This window comes from Bowmanella denitrificans (assembly GCF_039522935.1).
Classification (GTDB): Bacteria; Pseudomonadota; Gammaproteobacteria; order Enterobacterales; family Alteromonadaceae; genus Bowmanella; species Bowmanella denitrificans.
The window spans coordinates 368,766-391,299 of the sequence record NZ_BAAAEI010000023.1 but is presented as its reverse complement, the minus strand read 5'-3'; the positions used below and the strand labels follow the sequence as shown (position 1 = coordinate 391,299).

General features: G+C 51.6%; 16 protein-coding genes. 6 read left to right on the top strand and 10 right to left on the bottom strand.

The features are described 5' to 3' along the window. Positions 1–23: 23 nt before the first annotated feature. Genes ABD028_RS19325 through flhA form a run of 8 tightly spaced genes read right to left on the bottom strand, consistent with a single transcriptional unit; the run spans position 24 to position 9,590 of the window. Entirely contained in the window at positions 24–1,130 is a 1,107-nt protein-coding gene (locus tag ABD028_RS19325; protein ID WP_343847092.1) for a protein-glutamate methylesterase/protein-glutamine glutaminase, read from the bottom strand. A gap of 3 nt (positions 1,131–1,133) precedes the next feature. Then, complete coding sequence (locus ABD028_RS19320; protein ID WP_343847091.1) at positions 1,134–3,335, bottom strand: chemotaxis protein CheA; 2,202 nt, start codon at positions 3,333–3,335, stop codon at positions 1,134–1,136. A gap of 13 nt (positions 3,336–3,348) precedes the next feature. Next, positions 3,349–4,095: a protein phosphatase CheZ gene (locus ABD028_RS19315; RefSeq protein WP_102795928.1), complete on the bottom strand. Its 747-nt coding sequence runs from the start codon at positions 4,093–4,095 to the stop codon at positions 3,349–3,351. Between the two features lie 35 nt (positions 4,096–4,130). Next, positions 4,131–4,514 carry a chemotaxis response regulator CheY gene (gene cheY, locus ABD028_RS19310; RefSeq protein ID WP_102795929.1) on the bottom strand — a complete coding sequence of 128 codons (384 nt, stop codon included), beginning with the start codon at positions 4,512–4,514 and terminating at the stop codon, positions 4,131–4,133. Positions 4,515–4,560: 46 nt separating this feature from the next. Next, a complete protein-coding gene (locus ABD028_RS19305) occupies positions 4,561–5,286 on the bottom strand; it encodes an RNA polymerase sigma factor FliA (protein ID WP_102795930.1) in 726 nt (241 codons plus the stop codon). After that, positions 5,283–6,155, bottom strand: coding sequence for a MinD/ParA family protein (locus tag ABD028_RS19300; protein ID WP_102795931.1), 873 nt, complete (start codon positions 6,153–6,155; stop codon positions 5,283–5,285). Before ABD028_RS19300 ends, ABD028_RS19305 begins: the two co-directional genes overlap by 4 nt. Further along, positions 6,152–7,471, bottom strand: coding sequence for a flagellar biosynthesis GTPase FlhF (gene flhF / locus ABD028_RS19295; RefSeq protein ID WP_343847090.1), 1,320 nt, complete (start codon positions 7,469–7,471; stop codon positions 6,152–6,154). Before flhF ends, ABD028_RS19300 begins: the two co-directional genes overlap by 4 nt. 19 nt (positions 7,472–7,490) lie before the next feature. Further along, positions 7,491–9,590, bottom strand: coding sequence for a flagellar biosynthesis protein FlhA (gene flhA, locus ABD028_RS19290; protein ID WP_343847089.1), 2,100 nt, complete (start codon positions 9,588–9,590; stop codon positions 7,491–7,493). Between the two features lie 889 nt (positions 9,591–10,479). On the opposite strand from flhA, the gene leuA reads away from it, so the two are divergent. The 5 genes from leuA to ABD028_RS19265 all read left to right on the top strand — a co-directional run bounded on the left by leuA (position 10,480) and on the right by ABD028_RS19265 (position 16,589). Next, positions 10,480–12,033, top strand: coding sequence for a 2-isopropylmalate synthase (gene leuA / locus ABD028_RS19285; RefSeq protein WP_102795934.1), 1,554 nt, complete (start codon positions 10,480–10,482; stop codon positions 12,031–12,033). Further along, on the top strand, positions 12,034–13,131 hold the full coding sequence (leuB, locus tag ABD028_RS19280; protein WP_102795935.1) for a 3-isopropylmalate dehydrogenase: 1,098 nt from the start codon (positions 12,034–12,036) through the stop codon (positions 13,129–13,131). Further along, the gene (gene leuC / locus ABD028_RS19275; protein ID WP_343847088.1) at positions 13,131–14,531 is read left to right on the top strand and encodes a 3-isopropylmalate dehydratase large subunit; all 1,401 of its coding nucleotides are present in this window, start codon (positions 13,131–13,133) and stop codon (positions 14,529–14,531) included. The genes leuB and leuC overlap by 1 nt, the downstream gene beginning before the upstream one ends. Then, positions 14,528–15,127 (top strand): 3-isopropylmalate dehydratase small subunit, encoded by a 600-nt coding sequence (gene leuD / locus ABD028_RS19270; RefSeq protein WP_343847087.1) that lies wholly within the window; start codon positions 14,528–14,530, stop codon positions 15,125–15,127. The genes leuC and leuD overlap by 4 nt, the downstream gene beginning before the upstream one ends. 448 nt (positions 15,128–15,575) lie before the next feature. Then, positions 15,576–16,589, top strand: coding sequence for a LacI family DNA-binding transcriptional regulator (locus ABD028_RS19265; protein ID WP_343847086.1), 1,014 nt, complete (start codon positions 15,576–15,578; stop codon positions 16,587–16,589). Here the strand turns inward: ABD028_RS19265 and ABD028_RS19260 are convergent. Beyond that, complete coding sequence (locus tag ABD028_RS19260; RefSeq protein ID WP_343847085.1) at positions 16,586–19,042, bottom strand: glycoside hydrolase family 94 protein; 2,457 nt, start codon at positions 19,040–19,042, stop codon at positions 16,586–16,588. The two genes, ABD028_RS19265 and ABD028_RS19260, sit on opposite strands and share 4 nt — an antisense overlap. A 51-nt stretch (positions 19,043–19,093) precedes the next feature. Further along, positions 19,094–20,947 (bottom strand): sodium:solute symporter family protein, encoded by a 1,854-nt coding sequence (locus tag ABD028_RS19255; protein WP_343847084.1) that lies wholly within the window; start codon positions 20,945–20,947, stop codon positions 19,094–19,096. 386 nt (positions 20,948–21,333) lie between these two features. Between ABD028_RS19255 and ABD028_RS19250 the strand changes: the two genes are divergently transcribed. Next, positions 21,334–22,527 carry an HD-GYP domain-containing protein gene (locus ABD028_RS19250; RefSeq protein WP_343847083.1) on the top strand — a complete coding sequence of 398 codons (1,194 nt, stop codon included), beginning with the start codon at positions 21,334–21,336 and terminating at the stop codon, positions 22,525–22,527. Positions 22,528–22,534 lie beyond the last annotated feature (7 nt).

The following is a 22,534-nucleotide window of genomic DNA, read 5'->3' as shown; positions in this document are numbered from 1 at the left end:
ATGGAAACCTATCCCTGCCCAATTCAGGCAGGCATTTCAGCTAAAATATGAGAAGCAATATCGCCCAGCGCTAAGCTGGCTGAAGACAACCCGGCCGCAGCCACGGCCTGTGGCATGCCATACACCACACAGCTCTTTTCATCCTGCGCCCAGATCGTAGCCCCACGGGGCTTTAATGACCGACAGCCTTCACGACCATCGGCTCCCATACCGGTAAGCACCACCGCCAGAATATCACCGCCATATACCCGCCCCAGTGATGCAAAACTCAGATCCACACTAGGCTTATAGGTAATATTATCCAGGCCGGTGTCATCAACAATGCGAATACGGCAGGAACGACTGCTGCCATCCACCAGCATTTGCTTGCCTCCGGGTGCCAGATAGGCGCAGCCGGGTTCAACTAAATCGCCGTTCTCGGCTTCCTTCACTTTAATCTGACAAAGATTGTTCATTCTCGCTGCAAAAGCGGTCGTGAACGTACCAGGCATATGCTGCACAAGAAATACCGGGTAAGGGAAACTGGCTGGCAATTTGGTAAGAATGGTTTGTAGCGCCACCGGCCCGCCTGTCGAGGCACCAATGGCCAGGGCAGCGTATCGCTTACCTGTCGCTTTTGGCGGCCTGACTGACTCAAATACCGGTGCGCTTTTTGTTTCCTGCACTCTGGTATCCCGCAGGCTGCTGCGCATAACCGGTGCAGGTCTTAATAAACTTGGCCGGGTAAATGCGCGGCGTCTGGCCAGCGCCTTAACTCTTTGCTGCAGCAGGCTGATAGCCTCCTGCCTTTCTCGGGCAATGTCTTCAAACTTTTTCGGCAGGAAATCAAGCGCCCCGGCATCTAAGGCATCCAGTGTGGCCTGAGCACCGTCATGGGTTAAGGACGAGAACATCAGAATAGGCGTGGGCGTACTGGCCATAATGCGTTTCACCGCACTAATGCCATCCATCACCGGCATTTCCACATCCATGGTAATGACATCGGGCTGCAGCTTGGCAGCCATATCTATGGCTTCCTGACCATTTTTGGCCTCACCGACCACTGTCAGGCCGGGGTCCTGGTTGAGAAAATCCGAAACCCGCTTACGAAAGAATGTCGAATCGTCGACCACCAGTACCTTATAACGCATCAGTTATTTGCTTTTTTTATCTTTTAGGCCTTTTTTCGCATAACGCTTGAGCAGGCTGGGAATATCCAGAATCAGGGCAATGCCGCCGTCACTGGTAATAGTTGCGCCGGCCATACCTGGCGTGCCTTGCAGCAGGGCATCCAGTGGTTTAATCACCACCTCTTCCTGACCAATCAATGCATCGACCACAAAACCTACTTGCTGAGTGCCAATTTGCACCACCACAACGTGGCCTTTACTGCGTTCAACCTTGACCTTTTCCTTACTGCGATGCAGCCATTCCTTCAGATAAAACAGAGGAATCGCTTTGGAGCGCACAATCATGGTGAGCTGACCATCAACCGTGTTGGTCTTATTCATGTCCACATTTATGATTTCACTGACTGCGGCCAGTGGTAAGGCAAAGGTCTGCTCACCAACAATCACCATCAGGGTGGGCAGAATAGCCAGGGTCAGAGGGACCTTGATCTCAAGCCGGGTACCCACGCCTTTTTCTGAGTGAATATGCACGGTACCATTGAGCTGGTTGATTTTGGTTTTCACCACATCCATGCCAACGCCGCGGCCGGAAATATCGGAAATCTCGGTTTTGGTGGAAAATCCCGGTGCGAAAATCAGGTTGAAGGCTTCAACATCTGACATACGGGCAGCGGCATCCACATCCAGCACACCACGCTTAATGGCAATCTCTTTCAGCTTCTCCGGATCCATGCCCTTACCATCATCTTCGATGGTCAGCAGAATATGGTCGCCTTCCTGGGACGCCGACAAGGTAACAGTACCGGTGCGCTTTTTACCCGAGGCTTCACGCTCGTCCGGCATTTCAATACCGTGGTCTACTGAGTTTCTGACCAAGTGCACCAAGGGATCGGCCAGGGCCTCCACCAGGTTTTTATCCAGATCGGTTTCTTCACCCACCAGATTCAGGTTAATTTCTTTCTTTAGGCTGCGGGCTAAATCGCGAACAACCCTGGGGAAGCGACCAAACACTTTCTTAATGGGCTGCATACGGGTTTTCATCACCGCACCTTGCAGATCCCCGGTCACCACATCCAAATTGGCAATAGCCTTGGACATATCTTCATTATTGATATTGACGCCAAGACTAAGCAGACGGTTACGTACCAACACCAGCTCACCAACCATGTTCATAATCTGGTCAAGGCGTTTGGTATCCACCCTCACTGTTGTCTCAGCAGGTGGTGCAGCCGGCGCTTTCTTGTCGTCCTTCTTCAGAGCTACAGCAGACGACTTGTCTTCGTCATCATCACTGGCTTTAGGCGCAGGTTTGGCAGCAGGCTTCGCGGCTTCTGTTTTAGCTGGCGTTGCCGCTGCAGGTTTAGCAGCAGGCTTTGGTGCTTCAGACTTAGCCGGTGGTGCTGCCGGCACTGCACCAGGCCCCTTACCCGAGCCATGCAATTGGTCGAGTAAGGCTTCGAATTCATCATCGGTAATATCGTCACCGCTCTTTGCATCGGAAGCAGGAGCGGCTTTGGCAGGTGCAGGGGCATCGCTGGCAGCTTTAAATTTGCCTTCACCGTGAAGCTGATCGAGCAAGGCCTCAAATTCATCGTCGGTAATGTCTTCATCACCGTCACTCAAATCAACCTGTGGTGCAGTATTGCTGGCAGGTGATGCCGCTTTGGCGTTAGAAGGTGCGCCGCCTGGCCCATGCAGTTCATCCAGCAAAGCCTCAAATTCATCTTCGCTGATATCGTCGATACTGCCACTATCAGTACTGTCACTCACCGAAACAGGTTCAGGCTCGGGCTCGGGTTCAGGCTCGGGCGCTGGCGCCACATATTCGTCTTCGGACTCAGGTTTACTTAAACGATGCAAAGCCTCCAATACTTCTGGAGAGGCAGGCTCCAACGGTTCACGGGCTTTAACACTGGCGAACATCTCATTGATGCTATCCAGTGCTTGCAAGATAACGTCCATCAGCTCGGCAGTTACCTGGCGCTTGCCGGTACGCAACACGTCAAACACGTTTTCAGCGCCGTGGCAGGCATCCACCAGTTCGGTCAGGGAAAGGAAACCCGCCCCACCTTTAACGGTGTGGAAGCCGCGAAATATGGCATTGAGCAAATCCGCATCTTCGGGATTGTTTTCCAGATCAACCAGTTGCTCCTGCAATTGCTCCAGAATTTCTCCCGCTTCAACCAGGAAGTCCTGCAGGATATCCTCATCAACGTCAAAGGCCATGCATCAATTCCCCTTAAAACCCTAAGCTTGAAAGTAGATCATCTACGTCATCCTGACCAGTTACCACGTCATCACGGGTAGCCGCATCAATAATTGGGCCCTCTGCCATTTCCTTGCTGGCCTCTTTCTTGGCTTGTTTGGCAATCTCATCTACTTCGGGCTCACCAAACACCTTAAGCATATGTACCAGGTTGTCTTCGACTTCTTTGACTAACTCGATGACTTTACGGATAACCTGACCGGTCAGATCCTGATAACCCTGAGCCATCAGCACTTCGGTCAATAGTTCGTTCAGTTTCGCCGAATCAACACTGGCCTCGTCAAGAAGCTTATCCATATCATGGCAAAGCGTTTTAAATTCACCCAATTGCAACTGACGTGTCATCAGCCTTTTCCAGTCTGGCAGAATTTCATTAATTCTGGCATTCAGACGTTCAGCGATAGGCATACTGGTCTCAACCGCATCCATCGTGCGGTTAGCTGCATCTTCCGTGGTTTCAATTACATAGTTGAGTCGACTTTGTGCATCAGGAATATCTTCCTGAGCCAAATCCGCGATGCGGGCATCCAATTGGAAATTGTTAAGTGAATCATGTAACTGACGTGTAAGTTTGCCCACTTCGGCAAACAATTCCATGGAGTCTTCCATGGTCACAGATTCCAGCAGTTGCATGGCACCCTGGTTGTCTCCCTGCTCAAGCAATGTCACCAGTTGGCGAGCATCCTCAAGCGACATGGGAGCTTGATGAGTATCAGTCATTAAGGCGTTCCTTATGCTTTAGGATCCGCCAGGGACTACCCAAGGCGCTCAAATATCTTTTCGAGTTTCTCTTTCAGCGTAGCTGCAGTGAAAGGTTTCACCACATATCCATTTACACCGGCCTGGGCTGCTGCAACAATTTGCTCTTTCTTCGCTTCCGCTGTCACCATCAGAACAGGGGTGTGTTTCAAGCTATCATCAGCGCGAATGGCTCTGAGCAGATCAATCCCCTGCATCCCTGGCATGTTCCAGTCAGTGATAACAAAGTCGAAATCGCCTTGTTGCAACATTGGCAACGCGGTATTCCCGTCATCAGCTTCCTGAACATTGGTAAAGCCCAGGTCTTTGAGAAGGTTCTTGATGATACGTCTCATTGTCGAGAAATCGTCGACAACAAGAATTTTCATGTTTTTATCCAAAACTGCCTCCAGTGAGGAATCAACCAACTGTTATTCTTATTAAATTCTATTCCATTTGCCAGCTTTGCATGCGAGTTCTGAGTCTCAACATGGCCTGACTATGGATCTGACTAACCCGAGACTCACTGACTTCAAGCACTTCGCCTATTTCGCGCAGGTTCAGTTCCTCGTCATAATACAGTGACAGCACAATGGCTTCCCGTTCAGGCAAAGTAGTAATAGCATGGGCCAGCGCTTTTTGAAACGATCCCTGCAACAAATCATCAAAGGGTGCGTCAGTGCCCCGGTTCTGTTCGGTGCTAATTACATCTTCGGTAATGCCCAGATCTTCAATACCCACCAGTCTGCCGGCATTCACTTCGTTCAACATCTGGTGATATTCATCCAGACTGACTTGCAATTTCCCGGCAACATCGGCATCACGCGCATCGCCGCCAGTTTCACGTTCAACTGCTTGTATAGCCTCGGCGATGGCGCGGCTGTTCTTATGCACCGAACGGGGTGTCCAGTCGCCTTTACGAATTTCGTCCAGCATAGCACCGCGGATGCGAATACCGGCAAAGGTTTCGAAACTGGCTCCCTTGGAACCGTCAAAATTTTTGGCGGCTTCCAACAAACCAATCATGCCAGCCTGAATAAGATCGTCAACCAACACGCTGGCAGGCAGACGCGCCATCAGGTGGTGGGCTATACGCTTGACCAGTGAGGCATGTTGCTCCACCAGCTTCGTTTTATCGTCGAATTGCTGATAGGCGGCTGCTTTATTGTTCACACTTTATCTCTTTGGACCGCAGAATTCTGATTGACTAACTGTTCCAGGAAAAACTCCAGATGCCCCCCGGGCTGCGATGGTATTGGCCATCTTAGCGCCTGTTTAGCCAGATTATTGATGGCCACTGCCGCTGGCGAACTGGGATAGGCTTCGATAATGGATTTTTGCCTGCGTACCGCTTTACGAATGTTCTCGTCAAACGGAATTGTGGCAACCAATTCCAGGGCAACATCCAGAAAACGATTGGTTACTTTTGACAGTTTAGCAAAGAGTTCTTGTCCTTCGCGTAAGTTGCGCACCATATTGGCCACAATCTTAAAGCGAAATACACCATGGTCACGATTCAAAATCTTGATCAGCGCATAAGCATCCGTCAAAGAAGTCGGCTCATCACACACCACCACCATAATATCCTGGGCTGCGCGCGAGAAGCTCAACACCATATCGGAAATACCGGCGGCGGTATCCACAATCAGCACGTCGATTTGGCTGCGCAATTCACTGAAAGCGCGAATCAATCCGGCATGTTCTGTGGGGGTCAGCTCTGTCATGGACTGCGTGCCAGAGGTGGCCGGTGCAATTTTGACCCCATAGGGGCCTTCCACCAGCACTTCTTCCAACAGACATTCACCCGACAGTACGTGAGATAAATTCTTTTCGACCCGCAGGCCCAACATTACGTCAACGTTGGCCAACCCCAGGTCGGCGTCAAGCACCATGACCCTTTTGCCTTGCTTGGCCATAGCGATGGCTGTATTCAGAGTGATGTTGGTTTTACCCACTCCCCCTTTGCCACCGGTAACGGCAATCACTTTGATTAGATTGGGCTGGTTCATTCGTCTTAAGCTACTCGCTTGATCCTCAATCATATTGATACTGCTGAGTTTACAACCTGCTGCGTTCTTGTAGGCATTAAAGCATACTGCTTAAATAGTCTCGCTGCACAAGAAATTATGTACTTGGCATCGGCCGCCTTAATGTCCTCGGGCACCTTCTGCCCATCCGTCAAATATCCGACGGGCAATCTGTGCTCCAGGGCCAGGCTGATGGCTTCGCCGAGACTGTAACACTCATCAAGTTTAGTGAAAATACAGCCCTGCAAAGAAATCTGCTTATACGTCATAAGCTGATGCTCCATCACTCTATGCTGCGCATTCGCGGCCAACACCAGATAATGTTTGATATTAGCATAAGATGATTCAGCCAAGGTATCTAACTGTTTGATTAATCTGGTGTCTCTTTGACCAAAACCGGCAGTATCAATCAAAACCAGGCCTTTATTGCGAAACTGATGGAGCAGATCGGACAATTCTTCGGCACTGGCCGCTTTCTTTACCGGGCAGCCAATAATCTTGCCGTAAGTCGCCAGTTGTTCGTATGCGGCAATGCGATAGCTGTCAATGGTAATAAGCGCTACCTGATTGGCACCATAACGCTGCGCATACTGCGCCGCCAACTTGGCAATCGTGGTGGTTTTACCGGTGCCGGTCGGCCCCATCAGTGCCACGACACCGCCTTTGGCGAGAATATCGTTTTGTGTCGTGTGCAGACGATTGGCCAGTAGTTTAAGCAGAAAGACCCAGGCGTCACGCTCCTCGCAGTTGGCCGGTGCATAGGATACCACCTGCTCGGCCAGCGCTGGGGTAATGCCCATGCGCACCAATTTATCAATGAGATAGCTATGCAGGGGCCTGGCTTGCTGACGATCTTGCTTGATCAGGCCTGCCACCTGAAACTCCAGTACATTTCGCAGTGACTTCAACTCCTGGCGAATATCCTGCAACTCGGTGTCGTCCTGTCTGTTGGGCTCTGTCTGCACAGGGGTATGCTGCTTGTTCGCACTTGTGCTTTCTGCACGGGCAGGTTGCGAGGCCGATGGAGACTGTTTGGTTTGCTTTTCCAACAGTGCTTTAAGACTGTCCGGGCCGGAATCTCCAATAATTTCGCTGAGACTGGGCGTCTTTCCTGCTGCGCCAGCCGGTGTCATTCTTGGCTTTGCCATAACATCCGGCTGATTGGCTTGGGGTGTTTGCTTACGTACAGGCTCTCTGTCATAGGCAGCAACAATTTCTATACCATCCGCCACTTTTTTATTCGACATGATCACTGCGTCGCCGCCCAACTCTTCTTTAACCTGAGCCAGCGCTTCGCGCATGTCTTTTCCATAGAAACGTCTGATTTTCACTTTTACCCCCTATGTCAGCTTATTGGCCCACGGCGCTGACAATCTTAATCTGCTTGTCATCAGGTACTTCCTGATAGGACAGTACGTGCAATCCGGCGATGGCATGTTTAAGGAAACGTGATAACACAGGTCTCAACATGCCTGACGTCAACAATACTGCTGGCTCGCCCGCCAGTTCCTGCTGCTGGGCCGCTTCGGCCAGAGATTGCTGCAGTCGTTCGGCAAGACCGGGCTCGATACCCGCGCCGTCACCACCACCGGCTTGTAGCGACTGGTGCAATATCTGTTCCAGTTCTGGGGCCAAAGTGATCACAGGGATTTCTTTGCTGCTGCCGTTAATTTCCTGGGCGATCAGACGTTTCAGGGCAATACGCACGGCCGATACTAATACGTCGGGATCTTGACTCTTGGGACCATATTCGCAGAGGGTTTGTACAATGCTTCTCAAATCTCGGATTGGCACCCCTTCATATAACAAGGTCTGCAGCACCTTCACTACCGTGCCCATGGGCAGAATATCCGGCACCAATCCCTCCACCAGCTTGGGATTTTGTTTGGCCAGCATGTCAAGCAACTGCTGAACCTCTTCGTAGCCCAGCAATTGATAGGCATTATTGGTCAGCAACTGGCTTAAGTGCGTTGCCACTACTGTCGCAGCATCCACCACCGTATAGCCCAGTGTTTGCGCGTGTTCTCGCTGGGCAGCCTTAATCCATACTGCATCCAGGCCAAAGGCCGGATCTTTGGTGGGCTTGCCGTCGAGTTTGCCAAACACCTGACCGGGATTAATGGCCAGTTCCTGATCATGGCTGATATCAGCCTCACCAATAGTGACGCCCAGCATAGCGATGGTGTAGGTATTGGGATTTAAGTCCAGGTTGTCACGTATATGCACGGGCGGGATCAAAAAACCCAACTCCTGGGAAAGCTTTTTACGCACCCCTTTTATGCGGGTCAGCAATTCACCCCCCTGACTTTTGTCCACCAGGGGAATTAGCCGGTACCCTACTTCCAGACCAATAGTGTCAACATGCTGCACATCATCCCAGCCCAGCTCTTTGACTTCTGCGGGTGCGCGGGTCTGTTCAGGTACCAGCTCGCCAGCCGCCTGCTGCTGTTCGGCTTGTTGTTCCCGCCACCAGTCAAAATAGGCATAGCCGCCAACCAACAGTGCAAAGCCTAAAAACGCCAGATGTGGCATCCCTGGCACAATCCCCATCACAAACAAAATACCGGTGGTGATATAAAGCGCGCGGCGATTACCCAATTGGTTCTTCAACTCGCTACCCATATCCTGGGTATCGTTTTCACGGGTAACTATAATGGCCGTGGCAACAGATAACAGCAGTGACGGGATCTGCGCCACCAGGCCGTCACCTATGGTCAGAATAGTATAAATCTCAATGGCATCACCAAAACTGAGATCATGCTGAATCATGCCGATAAACAAACCGCCGACGATATTGATCAACATAATAAACAGACCGGCGACCGCGTCACCTTTTACGAACTTTGACGCACCATCCATTGAGCCGTAAAAGTCCGCTTCTGTGGTAATTTCCTGACGGCGACGACGGGCTTCATCGGAATCGATATAGCCCGCATTTAAATCCGCATCAATGGCCATTTGCTTACCCGGCATAGCGTCCAGGGTAAAGCGTGCACTTACCTCAGAAATACGTCCGGCACCCGCGGTAACCACTTTAAAGTTGATAATTAACAAGATGGCGAAGACAACAATACCCACGGCAAAGTTACCGCCAATCACCACTTCACCGAAGGCCTGAATCACCTTACCCGCGGCATCGCCGCCTTCATGCCCCTCCAGCAATACCACACGGGTGGAAGCGACGTTCAATGCCAGACGTAATACTGTGGCAATCAGCAACACCAGCGGAAAGGCGCCAAAATCAATGGGGCGTTTGGTAAATACCGCAACCAGGATGACCACCAGCGACAAAGCAATGTTGAAACTAAACAGTACATCCAGCAGAAATGCCGGCATGGGTAATATCACCATGCCCATAATGGCCAGCAGGATTATTGGTGCCCCCAACCCGGAGGTGAACTGCTTTACAGAGTTTTTGTCGAATCGGTTCAGGTAGGAGCTTAGTTCCATAATCTAACAACGGGAATTTGACGGCTGCACTGGTACTGCAATTAGTGCGCCAATTGGCTGAATTAAGTGGGCTGTTGGCTGTTGGCTGTTGGCTGTTGGCTGTTGGCTGTTGGCTGTTGGCTGTTGGCTGTTGGCTGTTGGCTGTTGGCTGTTGGCTGTTGGCTGTTGGCTGTTGGCTGTTGGCTGTTGGCTGTTGGCTGTTCAGTCTGACTCGCCCTCGCGCTCTGTCAACGGATTTCTGCTAACTGACTACTGATTACTGACCACTTGGAACTGACGACTTTAATTCTGTCGGACTCAAGTCCGACCCACGGTGCTTAGACTAAGTTTTGCTATCGGAATCAATTCTGACTCGTTGTGTTTATCTGAGCTTTGCTGTCGAAATCAATTTCGACCCACTGTGGGTTGGGCTTAAGCCCAACAACAATAACTTCAAATCCCGGGTTACTTTACAGTTGGCAGTTCAGGTTCGCTCCGGCTCTGCCAACTGAAGACTGATTACTGACCACTTACAAACCTGACAACCAATAACTGGACAACCAGAAATTTCGACATTGTTAGGATAAGCCTTTCGAGATACTCCACCAGGAAAGGGATAAAATCGCGCTTATGCCATTTAAAGCAAGCCAATAGCGAATTAATTTACCCTTACTGGTTGACGTCAATAGCCGAAAAAGATACTAATATGCCTGTTCCAAATACAGGCAACAGCGAATGCAAAAATTTCTCTCTCTACTCCTCCTTATGGCAGCAAGATTGCACGGGTAGGTTGTAGCCGAGAAACAGGCAGAAATTCAGAAAAACCCGTGCACAGCACGGGTTTTTCACTTTTATACCAAGTAAAAACCAAGTGTGAAGGTGCCGGGGTCAACCAAGAAGGGGAAAGACCATGACAAACAGAGTCAAGATATTCGATACCACCTTGCGGGACGGCGAACAGGCCTTACCTGCCAGTCTGAGTGTGAAGGAAAAACTGCAGATTGCCCTGGCCCTTGAGCGACTGGGGGTGGATATTATCGAAGCTGGCTTCCCGGTCTCTTCCCCGGGTGACTTTAAATCTGTACAAACCATTGCCAGGGAAGTGAAAAATGCCACCGTCTGCGGTTTGTCCCGGGCGGTGATGAATGACATCGACGCCTGCGGCGAAGCCTTAAAGGTTGCTGAACAATTTCGTATCCACACCTTTATCGCCACCTCAGATATTCATGTGGGTGCCAAATTGCGTAAGTCTCAGGATGAGGTGCTGGACATGGCGGTGGCCGCTATCAAACATGCCAGACGCTACACCGACGATGTGGAATTTTCCTGCGAGGATGCCGGACGCACCAACATCGATTATCTGTGCCGGATGGTGGAAAACGCCATCAGGGCCGGTGCCACCACGGTGAATATTCCCGATACGGTCGGTTATACCATCCCCAGCGAATTTGGCGCCATTATCCAGACCTTGTTTAACCGGGTGCCGAATATCGACCAGGCCACGATTTCCGTGCATTGCCATAACGATTTGGGCCTGGCAGTGGCTAACTCTGTTGCCGCCGTGCAGCACGGCGCACGTCAGATTGAATGTACCATCAATGGTATTGGCGAGCGGGCCGGCAACTGCTCGCTGGAAGAAGTGGCCATGATCCTGAAAACCCGCGAAGCCATGCTGGGCTTGCAAACCGGCATTAACAGCCAGGAGATTTTCCGTACCTCCAAGCTGGTCAGTCAGATATGTAATATGCCGGTACAAAGCAATAAAGCCATTGTCGGCGCCAATGCCTTCAGCCATTCTTCCGGCATTCATCAGGATGGCATATTAAAAGCGCAAAATACCTATGAAATCATGACACCGGAAAGTGTCGGCATTAACAAAAACCATCTGAATCTGACCAGCCGCTCAGGCCGCCATGTCATTAAGCATCGTATGCATGAGCTGGGTTACAAAGATGAAGATTATGATTTGGATACCTTGTACCAGGCATTTTTGAAACTGGCCGACAAAAAAGGCCAGGTGTTTGATTACGACCTGGAAGCGCTGGTGTTCTTCGACCAGCAGAAGCAGCAGCAGGCCCATTACGAACTGCTGTATCTGCATGCCAACGCTGGTAAGGGAATGATTCCCAGTGCTACGGTCAAAATGCGTATGGGCGAACAGGAAGGCACCGCCTCGGCCATTGGCAATGGTCCAGTGGATGCAGCCTTTAACGCCATTATTCAGGTAACCGGCCATGACGAAGTGGAGATCGTTGACTTTAAACTGGACTCCAAAGGCGAAGGGGCTGATGCCTTGGCCCAAGTGAGCGTGGTAGCCGAATATCGTGGTCGTCGTTTCAACGGTATTGGTCTTGCCACCGACATCGTTGAAGCTGGGGTGAAAGCCCTGATTTATGTACTGAACAACACCTGTCTGGCCGATCAGATAGACGAGAAAAAACAACAGAAAATAGCAGGGGTGTAGATGAAATCCTATTCCATAGCTTTACTGCCCGGTGACGGCATCGGCCCGGAAGTAATGCGCGAGGCGGAAAAAGTGCTGGCAGTAGTCCAGCGTAAGTTCGACCTCAATCTGGTCCTGAACCAATTTGATGTAGGCGGTGCGGCCATTGATAAACATGGTCACGCCCTGCCTGAAGATACCTTAAAAGGCTGCGAACAGGCCGATGCCATTTTATTCGGTTCTATCGGTGGTCCCAAATGGGACAGTCTGCCACTGGACCAGCGCCCGGAGCGTGCGGCGCTATTAAAACTTCGCAGCCATTTTGACCTGTTCAGCAATTTACGCCCGGCCAGGATTTATCCTGGCCTGGAAGCCTTGTCTCCCCTGCGTGCGGATATCGCCGCCAGCGGCTTTGATGTGATGGTGGTCCGTGAACTGACCAGCGGTATCTATTTTGGTCAGCCCAAAGGCATGGCCGGCGAAGGTGAGGAAGAATACGCCTTTGATACCATGCGTTATTCGCGCCGGGAAATCCGCCGCATTGCCAAAATTGCCTTTGAAGCGGCACGTCTGCGCGGCAAAAAAGTCACCTCGGTAGATAAGGCCAATGTGCTGGTATGCAGCCGCCTGTGGCGGGAAATCACCGAAGAGGTCGCCAAAGACTACCCGGATGTGACGCTGGAGCATATCTATATCGACAATGCCACCATGCAACTGCTGCGCTACCCCAATCAGTTTGATGTGATGCTGTGCTCCAATTTATTCGGCGACATTATTAGCGATGAATGCGCCATGATCACAGGCTCCATGGGCTTGTTGCCTTCTGCCAGCATTAACGCTGAAGGCTTTGGCATGTATGAACCGGCCGGTGGCAGCGCCCCGGATATTGCCGGTAAAGGCATCGCCAACCCCATTGCCCAGATTCTGTCAGCGGCCATGTTGCTGCGTTACAGCCTGGGCCAAAACGCCGCCGCAGATGCGATTGAACAGGCCGTGCAACATGCCCTGAATGACGGTTATGTGACCGCCGAGCTACTGAGTGCAGAGCGCCGACACGAGGCAAAATCCACAGCCGAGGTGGGCAGTTATATTGCCGCCAAACTACAGGAGCATGCCTGATGGGTAAGACCTTATACGACAAAATCTGGGACATGCATCTGGTGGCCCAGGCCGGTACCGATAACCTGATTTATATTGACCGTCATCTGATCCACGAAGTGACCTCACCGCAGGCCTTTGCCGGTCTTGAGGAAAAAGGCCGTAAACTGCGCCGCCCGGATCGCACCTTTGCCACCATGGATCACAGTATTTCCACCAAGTCGCTGGCGCTGGATGCCTGTGGCCCGGCCAACCAGTTGCAGCTTCGTACCCTGATGGAAAACTGTGAAAAGTTTGGCGTCGAGCTGTTTCCGGTCGGACATAAAAAACAAGGTATCGTGCATGTCATTGGCCCTGAGCTGGGGCTGATTTTACCCGGTATGACCGTGGTATGCGGCGACTCCCATACCGCTACCCATGGCGCTTTTGGGGCGCTGGCCTTTGGTATCGGCACCTCCGAAGTGGAGCATGTGTTTGCCACCCAAACCCTGAAGCAGGGCAAAGCCAAAGCCATGAAGGTGGAGGTTAACGGTACGCTGCCTATCGGCGTGACCGCCAAAGACATCATCCTGGCGATTATCGGTAAGATTGGCCATGCAGGGGCCACCGGCTATGTGCTGGAATATGCCGGCAGCGCCATTGCAGCACTGTCCATGGAAGAGCGCATGACCATCTGTAATATGAGTATCGAAGCCGGCGCCAAAGCCGGATTGATTGCCCCGGATCAGATCACCTTTGATTACCTCAAAGACAAAGAGCGCGCCCCCAAAGGAGCAGACTGGGAAGCCGCCCTGGCCTGCTGGCAAAACCTAAAGTCCGACGCCGACGCCCAGTTTGATACTGTGGTTAGTTTAACCGCCGAAGACATCAAGCCACAGGTTACCTGGGGCACCAACCCCGGCCAGGTGGTGGCGGTGGATGAACCTATTCCGGCCCCCACCAGTTTCAGCGATGCGGTAGAGCGCACTTCGGCGGAAAAAGCCCTGAAATATATGGGCCTGGAAGCCGGACAAAAGCTTTCCGATGTGGCCATCAGCCATGTGTTTATTGGCTCTTGCACCAACAGCCGTATTGAAGACCTGCGCGCTGCGGCCAAAATTGCAGCCAAAGGCAAAGTGGCCGCGGGTGTTAACGCCATTGTGGTACCTGGTTCTTACGCGGTTAAACAACAGGCTGAGGCCGAACAACTGGATAAGGTGTTTCTGGATGCTGGCTTTGAATGGCGTTTGCCGGGCTGCTCAATGTGCCTTGGCATGAACGATGACCTGCTGCAAGCCGGTGACCGCTGCGCCTCCACCAGTAACCGCAACTTTGAAGGTCGCCAGGGCCGCGGCGCCCGCACCCACCTGGTGAGTCCGGCCATGGCTGCAGCCGCCGCACTGGCGGGTCATTTTGTAGATGTAAGGGAGTTGGATAAATGACAGGCATCACACAACTTCGCGCCAAAGCAGCGCCACTGAACCGTGCCAATGTGGATACCGATCAGATTATCCCCAAGCAGTTTTTAACCGCTGTAACCCGCGCTGGTTACGGTAAACATTTGTTCCACGACTGGCGCTATCTGGACCTGGAAGAAAAAGTCCCTAATCCGGAGTTTGAACTGAACCGGCCAGAGCATCAGGGCAGTGAAATTTTACTGGCCAGAGAAAACTTTGGTTGTGGCTCCAGCCGCGAACACGCGCCCTGGTCATTGACCGACTATGGGTTTAAAGCGGTGATTGCCACCAGCTTTGCCGATATTTTTTATGGCAATTGCATGAACAACCAACTACTGCCTATTGCCCTGGATAACAGCCAGATGGATAAGTTGTTTGCCGCAGTAGACGCCGACCCGCAAGTGAAGATTGAAATCGACCTGCCTGCTCAGCAAGTACGGGTTGGCGAACACAGCTTTGCCTTTGAGATTAAGGAACATCACAAGTACAAGCTGCTCAAAGGGCTGGATGCCATTGGCGAAACTCTGGAACTGGTGGCGAAAATCGACGCCTACGAGCAGCAGCTTCCTGCCTGGCGTTAAATCAGTTGGCTGAATTAAGTGGGCAGTTGGCAGTTCAGGTTCGCCCGGCTCTGCCAACTGACGACTAACTACTGACCACTTAGATCTGACAACCTCCCCCCGTCGGACTTAAGTCCGACCCACGGCGCTTAGACTGGGTTTTGCCGTCAAAATCAATTCTGACTCGTTGTGTTTATCTGAACGTTGCTGTCGAAATCAATTTCGACCCAACTGTGGGTCGGAATTTATTCCGACACATTAAGGCTGGTAATACAGATCGGGCTTGAGTCCAGCATCGCCCGGTAATGCGCTTTTGCTACCCACGTCATCTGCCTTTTTGCTGTTAACCACGATTCTCTTTGAAAAAAATCAGTGATTTTTTCACTCAAGGCATTATATTCATTCAAAGCCTTTAATTTCGGGCTGAAAACGTTTTACATCGAAAGCCTCAGAAAACAGGATTTTCATAGTGAGCAAACTGGGTATCAAAGATATCGCGGCCCGTTCGGGCGTGTCACCGGCCACGGTGTCACGCACCTTGCGTAACCCCGAACTGGTCAATAAAGACACCCGTAAAAAAGTCATGAAAGCGGTGCGGGAGTCCGGCTACACACCCAACCGTTTTGGCTCCAGCCTGCGCACGCAGCAAAGCGGCAATATTGTAGTGATGATGCCGGATATCACTAATCAGGTGAATGCCGGCATTATCCGTGCTATCGAAGTTGAAGCACAAAAAACCGGTTACTCGGTGTTGCTTGGCGACACGCAAGGTCAGGAAGCGCGCGAGCGCCATTACGCTCAAATGGTCAGCAGTGGTCAGGCCGATGGCATATTGCTCTATACCCATCGCCTGCCGTTTGACCTGGATAATCTGACAGCCAATTTACCGCCCTTAGTCAATGGCAACGAAAGCATAGAAGTCGAAGGCCTGAATAAAGTGATGGTCGATAATGTTCAGGGGGCCAAAGACGGGGTAAACCACTTGGTCGCGCTGGGGCACAGGCGCATTGCGGCCGTGCTTGGTGACAACAATGCCCCCAGCAATCGCGAGCGCTTGCAAGGGTTTCAGCAAGCTTTGCAACAAGCCGGTATCGAGCCGGATGAACAGTATCTGGTGCAGGGTGATTACACCACTGAGTCGGGAATGAAAGCGATGGAAGCGCTGCTAAAGCTGCGTAAACGCCCTACCGCCGTATTCTGTTTTAATGACGATATGGCCATTGGTGCCATGAGTGTGCTCAGAGAATATGGCTATGCCATTCCGGGGGATATCTCCATTATGGGCTTTGACGATATCCGCTATGCCAGCCTGATGAATCCGCCCCTTACCACTATCCATCAACCGCTTGAGGAAATTGGCCAGGCCAGCATGAGACTGCTGCTGGCCCAGTTAAGCGGCAAAAATTCAGCACCGCAGCACATCCAATTGCCGTTGCAACTGGTGGTCAGGCAAAGCACCGGCCCGGCACCTGAATCCGACTAACCTTGCTCTGGTGGTAGCAGCCGAACCTGCACCTTATGCTGCCCCCGATAGCGCGCATAAGGGATCAGGTCGCCAGGCACGGGCTCACCATCAATCTGCATATCCACAACTCCTTGACTCAAGCCATGGGGATTAGCGATGTCTATCTGATAAACGGCCCCTCGAAACTGCCGGGTAACAGACAGTGACGGCCAGTGGCTGGGCAAACAGGGCATAATGCGCAGCCCCTGGTAATCAGGACGTATACCGGCAATATATTGGCTGGCAGCATAAAAACACCAGGCCGCCGTGCCACTGAGCCAGGAATTCTTTGCCTGCCCCGGCGTCGCGGCGTCGCGTCCGGCAATCATCTGACTGTACACATAGGGCTCAGTTTTGTGCAGTTGCTGCACGTCCTGCAAATAGGCAGGGCTGATACGACTGAAATAATCATAAGCCTGATCCCCCCGGCCCAACAGGGTTTCGGCAATAATAATCCAGGGATTGTTGTGACAAAAAATCCCGGCATTTTCCTTATACCCGGGCGGATAGGAACTGATTTCGCCCTTGTATTTGTCATAATCGCTGTAGGCAGGCTGTTGCAACATAATGCCGAATTCACAGGCCAGATGCTGATTTACCGCATCCAACGCCAGCCTGGCGCGCCCATCCTGCAGCCCGATCCCCGCCATTACACAAAAACCCTGGGACTCGATGAAGATTTTGCCCTGCTGATTTTCCTGGCTCCCAATTTTCTGGCCGCGGGCATCATAGGCACGTAAAAACCACTGCCCGTCCCAACCATGTTGGTCAATAGCCCCGACCATCAAATCAATGTGCTGCTGTGCCCAGTCTGCCAGTTTATGCCGCTCGGTGAGCTTGCACAGCTGCACAAATTCCTGACCATACAAAACAAACTGCCCGGCAATCATTAAAGATTCGGCCACTTTGGCGTCACCACGCTCAGTGGTCTGGTAGGACTCATTCGGATCTTCAGAAAAGCAATTCAGATTCAGACAATCATTCCAGTCAGCCCGGCCTATCAATGGCAGCCCATGGGGGCCAAGATGATTTACCACGTGGCTGAAGGCCCGCTTAAGGTGCTCAAAGTGATCAAAGTCGCCCTCTTCATCGTCGAAATTCACCCGGGCATCAAGGATGCTGAAATCGCCGGTTTCCTTAATATAGTTGGCCGTAGACAGCACCATCCACATGGGATCGTCATTAAAGTTACCGCCGATATTGGCATTGCCTTTTTTGGTTAGCGGCTGGTACTGGTGATAAGCCGAGCCGTCCTTTTTCTGAGTCGCGGATAGATCCAGAATACGCTCCCGCACGCGCTCCGGCACCATATGGGCAAAGCCGATGGTGTCCTGATTGGAATCGCGAAAACCCATGCCACGGCCAATACCTGACTCATAAAAAGACGCGCTACGCGACAAATTAAAAGTGACCATATTCTGGTATTGGTTCCAGATATTCAGCGAACGGTTAAAACGTTCATCCGGCGATTGAATGTGAAAATGGCCAAGCAACTGCTGCCAATAGGCTGTGAGCTTAGCCAGTTCAGCTGTCACTTTCTCATCGCTATCAAATGCAGCCAGCATCCTCTTGGCAGGCTGTTTATTAATAATGCCAGGGGCCTGCCATTTGTACTCTACCGGCAATTCCACATAGCCCAGCACAAACACTAAGGTCTGGCTCTCGCCCGCTGCCAGCGTCAGTTCAAGATGATGAGAGGCAATAGGCGACCAGCCATGCGCAATACTGTTGCCGGCCTGCCCTTTTTCCACAGCCAGCGGGCGCTCAAAGCCGCGATAAGGCCCCAGAAAACTGTCTCTGTCGGTATCAAAACCCTGAATCGGCTGATTAACCCCGTAGAAAGCATAGTGATTGCGCCGTTCACGGTACTCGGTTTTGTGGTACAGCACTGAGCCGTCTACTTCCACTTCCCCGGTAGACAAATTGCGCTGAAAATTAGCGCCATCATCTTCGGCATTCCACAGACACCATTCCAGCAACGAGAACAAATTCAGGGTTTTATCCTGCTCGCCCTGATTGCTCAGATGCAAACGATAAACTTCGGCCGTCTGCCCCAGTGGGATAAAACAGGTTAGTTCCGTGCGGATCTGCGCCTTGCTGGCAATAAAACGGCTGTAGCCCAGCCCATGGCGGCATTCGTAATGATCAAGTTCAGTGGGCACCGGGCGCCCGGAAACCGACCAGATCTCATCGTCGCACTTAAGGTAAAAATAACGACCACCGCAATCCACCGGCACATTGTTGTAACGGTAACGCAATAGCCGCCGAAACTTGGGATCCCGGTAAAAACAGTAGCCCCCTGCGGTATTGGATATCAGCCCATAAAAACCGTCATTGCCCAGATAGTTGATCCAGGGTGAGGGTGTAAAAGGACTGGTGATGACATACTCTTTTCGCTGGTCATCAAAGTAGCCATAAGCTTGTTCGGTCATAATGTCTCTTTTGCAAGGTTGGCGGTAACAGGCGGCGATAGTCCGGCAAGCCTAATCGGTTAATTTGTCGTACCAGTTTTTCTTCAGTACCAGGGCACTGATCACCAGCACCAGCAAGCAAGTCAGGCTTGATTGCCACTGCTGGATCACCACAAAAATAGGTAGAGCGACCAGACTGGTTTGGGTAATCACACCGACCAGAATATTGAACATGTCACGCTTAAAGTTTGGGTTTGCTACAAAGTCTGGCTGCTGTTGCTGTACAGCCCGGCGCACCGGCCCCCAAAATCCCCAGGGATTAACCTGACGATAAAAGCGTTGCAGAAGTTGCGGATCTTCAGCCGGAGTGGCCAGACTGGTGAAAATACAGGCGATGGCGGAAATCACCAGCATGGCTGGAAAAACGTAAAGCGGCAGTATGTCGCTGGCCAGCTGTGGCATCAGCCTTGCCACCACCGGGGGCAACAACAGTGCACAGACAATACCGGCCAACATGCCCCAGAAATAGCCATGGCCATTTAATCGCCACCAATACCACTTCAGCACATTGGACACCACATAGCCGCCCCACAAACCGGATACCAGCCATTGCAGCACGCTGTTAATACTCTCCACATACAAGCCAATCAGGGTGCTAATCACCACCACCGCCACCGAGCATAAATAGCTGGCGTGGATCAAACTGCGGTTACTGGCATCCGGGTTGATATAACGGCGGTAAATATCATTGACCAGATATGCTGGTGCGGCATTGACCGTAGAGGCGAAGGTAGACATAAACGCGGCGATAAGCCCTGCCAGCAGCAGCCCCATAATGCCCACTGGCGCGAATTCCAGAATGGCGCTGGGCAGAATATTTTCAAAGTCCAGCCTGCCGCCACTCACCAGATCGAGCCGGTCGTAATACACCACCGCCAGTACGGTAAAACCGGCAATCATAAAATAACGGATAGGCATTAATGCCACCGACACAAAACCACTCATCAGCGCCCCTTCCCTTGGGCTGCGGGTAGACAGAATTTTCTGCATATCGTAGTTAGGTGCAGGTCCGGCGGCACTCACCAGAATACCTTTGAACAGCATCATCATCACGAAAATACTGAACAGCGAGTAACCGTCGGACAGGATTTTGTCGTTTACTTCCGCAATCAGGCCGGTCCAGTCCAGATCTAAGGTCCAACCAAAAAACGGGTTGTCCCAGCCGGGTGGCACCGCCGCCTGCAAGGTTTGTGGGCTCACCTGGGTGATGGCAATAATACCGATGGCCAGGGCTGCAAAGGTCATAATAGAAAACTGCAGCACATCGGCCCAGACAATGCTCATCATGCCACCCAGCATCACGTACAAGGTGGCAATAGAGGTAAACACAATGCCGTAAAAATGCGGTACGTACTCTGGAGCCAGCGTAAAGGGCAGATAAGCGGATACCGCCTCCCAGGGCAGAAATATTTCGATAAACTTACCGACTCCGACAAAACCATAGGCCAGAAAGCCCAGCACGCTGATCAGGGCAAACACCACCACAATCATATGTGACAGGCGGCCACCGGTGCCGTCGCCAAAGCGCGTGCGTATCCACTCGGCCCCGGTCAATACATTGGAGCGGCGCAGCCACACCGATAAGTACACCATCAGGATAACCTGGTTAAACACCGGCCAAAGCCAGGGGATCCAGATGCTTTTCATACCGTACACAAAGCACAGCGTCACCAGCCACATGGTACCTGAGATATCAAACATGCCCGAGGCGTTGGACAAACCCAGCATATACCAGGGTAAGGTTTTGCCACCCTGATAATAGGCCTGAAGATTCTGCGCCGCCCGGCGCTTCAGATAAAAACCGATACCGATAATGGCCACCAGGTAAATCAGGATGATCGCCATATCGACTGCTGCTATTTGCATATTCAATACCCTGCAAGTGTTCCATTGCCTTCAGTTGGCAAGCATCTGGCGCGGCCATGCCATGACGCCGAGCCCATCCGGTGTTTTCAATAACATAACCGCCAATGAAAACGTTTTCAATAAATTTAACAAGTAATTCACATAAAAACCAAACCTGCAGCCGGGCATCGGCTGGGGGATTGAATTAGCGTTATGGAGGTGTGACAAACATACAACACAGAACAATACTGAAAACGTTTCCACTCACGGTTTCCACAATATGTCTGCTATATCATGGGCTCAGAGGTGCGACCAAGCACCTTGATTTACTGACAGATTCGCTTGATCCTTAAAGCGTTCTGGTCAATATTCATTGCTGTCTTCCAATGTGCAGCTAATTGTCTGAAATGTATAAAATCTACCCTGTTGATGATCTGAAACCTGGCATGTTCGTTAACCAGGTAACCCGCCAGACCGGCCAACTGAAAATAAAAACTCAGGGACTGGTAAAAGATCATGGCCTGATCCACAAGCTTAAAGCGCGTGGCATTCTGGAAGTGGAAGTGGATTTGTCACGCAGCATTATCAGCGATGAATTAACCATGGACAGTCCCATGGAGGAAGAAGGCCCGGAAGAGCCGGAAAAACCTCAGGCCAGTGAAGGCGAAACCCTCAACGAATCCCATCGCCTGTATGAACAGGCCAAATCGGTACAATCCAAGTTCTTCAAAAAAGTACGCAAAGGCGGCAAGGTGTCTGTTACCGAGCTAATGGGCACCAGCGCCGATATTATTGATTCGGTGTTTGATAACCCCGACGCACTATGCTGTCTGACCCTGATTAAGGAAAAAGATCAGTATCTGCTGGAACATTCCCTGAACTGCTCGATTTTGATGGCAGTATTTGCCCGTCATCTGGGCTTTGACAAAGAGCTTATCGACGAGCTCGGCCTGGCCGGACTGATGATGGACGTAGGTATGGCCACCATCCCCGAGGATATTCTCAGTAAACCCGGTGCCCTTGATGGACCGGAAATGCAGATAGTGGAAGGGCATGTGGATTTTGGCCTGGAACTGCTGGAACAATCAGAGCTGGATCTGGATGTGGTAAGAGATGTGCTGGCCAATCACCATGAACGTATGGACGGCTCAGGCTATCCGCGGGGTAAAAGTGGCGATTACTTATCCGTTTACGCCAGAATGGCGGCCATTGTCGACAGTTATGATGCCATGACCTCTGAGCGCCCGTGGCGACGGGGCATGTCCCCAACTCAGGCGCTGAAACGCCTGCTCGCATCCAGCCAGGGTTTGCTGGATCAGTCATTGGTGCAACAGTTTATTCGCTGTGTGGGCGTGCATCCGGTGGGCTCACTGGTCAAGCTTAAAAGCGGCAAACTGGCCATAGTGGTCAGAGCCAACAAGGTCGACCCGCTTTGCCCGGTGGTCATGAGCTTTTACTCGGTACGTACCAATATGTACAACGAAGTTAAACGGCTGGACCTGAGTAAAGTACAGGATGAAATCGAAACCAGCGTGCGCCCGGAAGAATTTAAAATCAATCTGACCAAGTTCTTTAAGGACGTGCTGCTGAAACAGGTGTAAGTGCCAA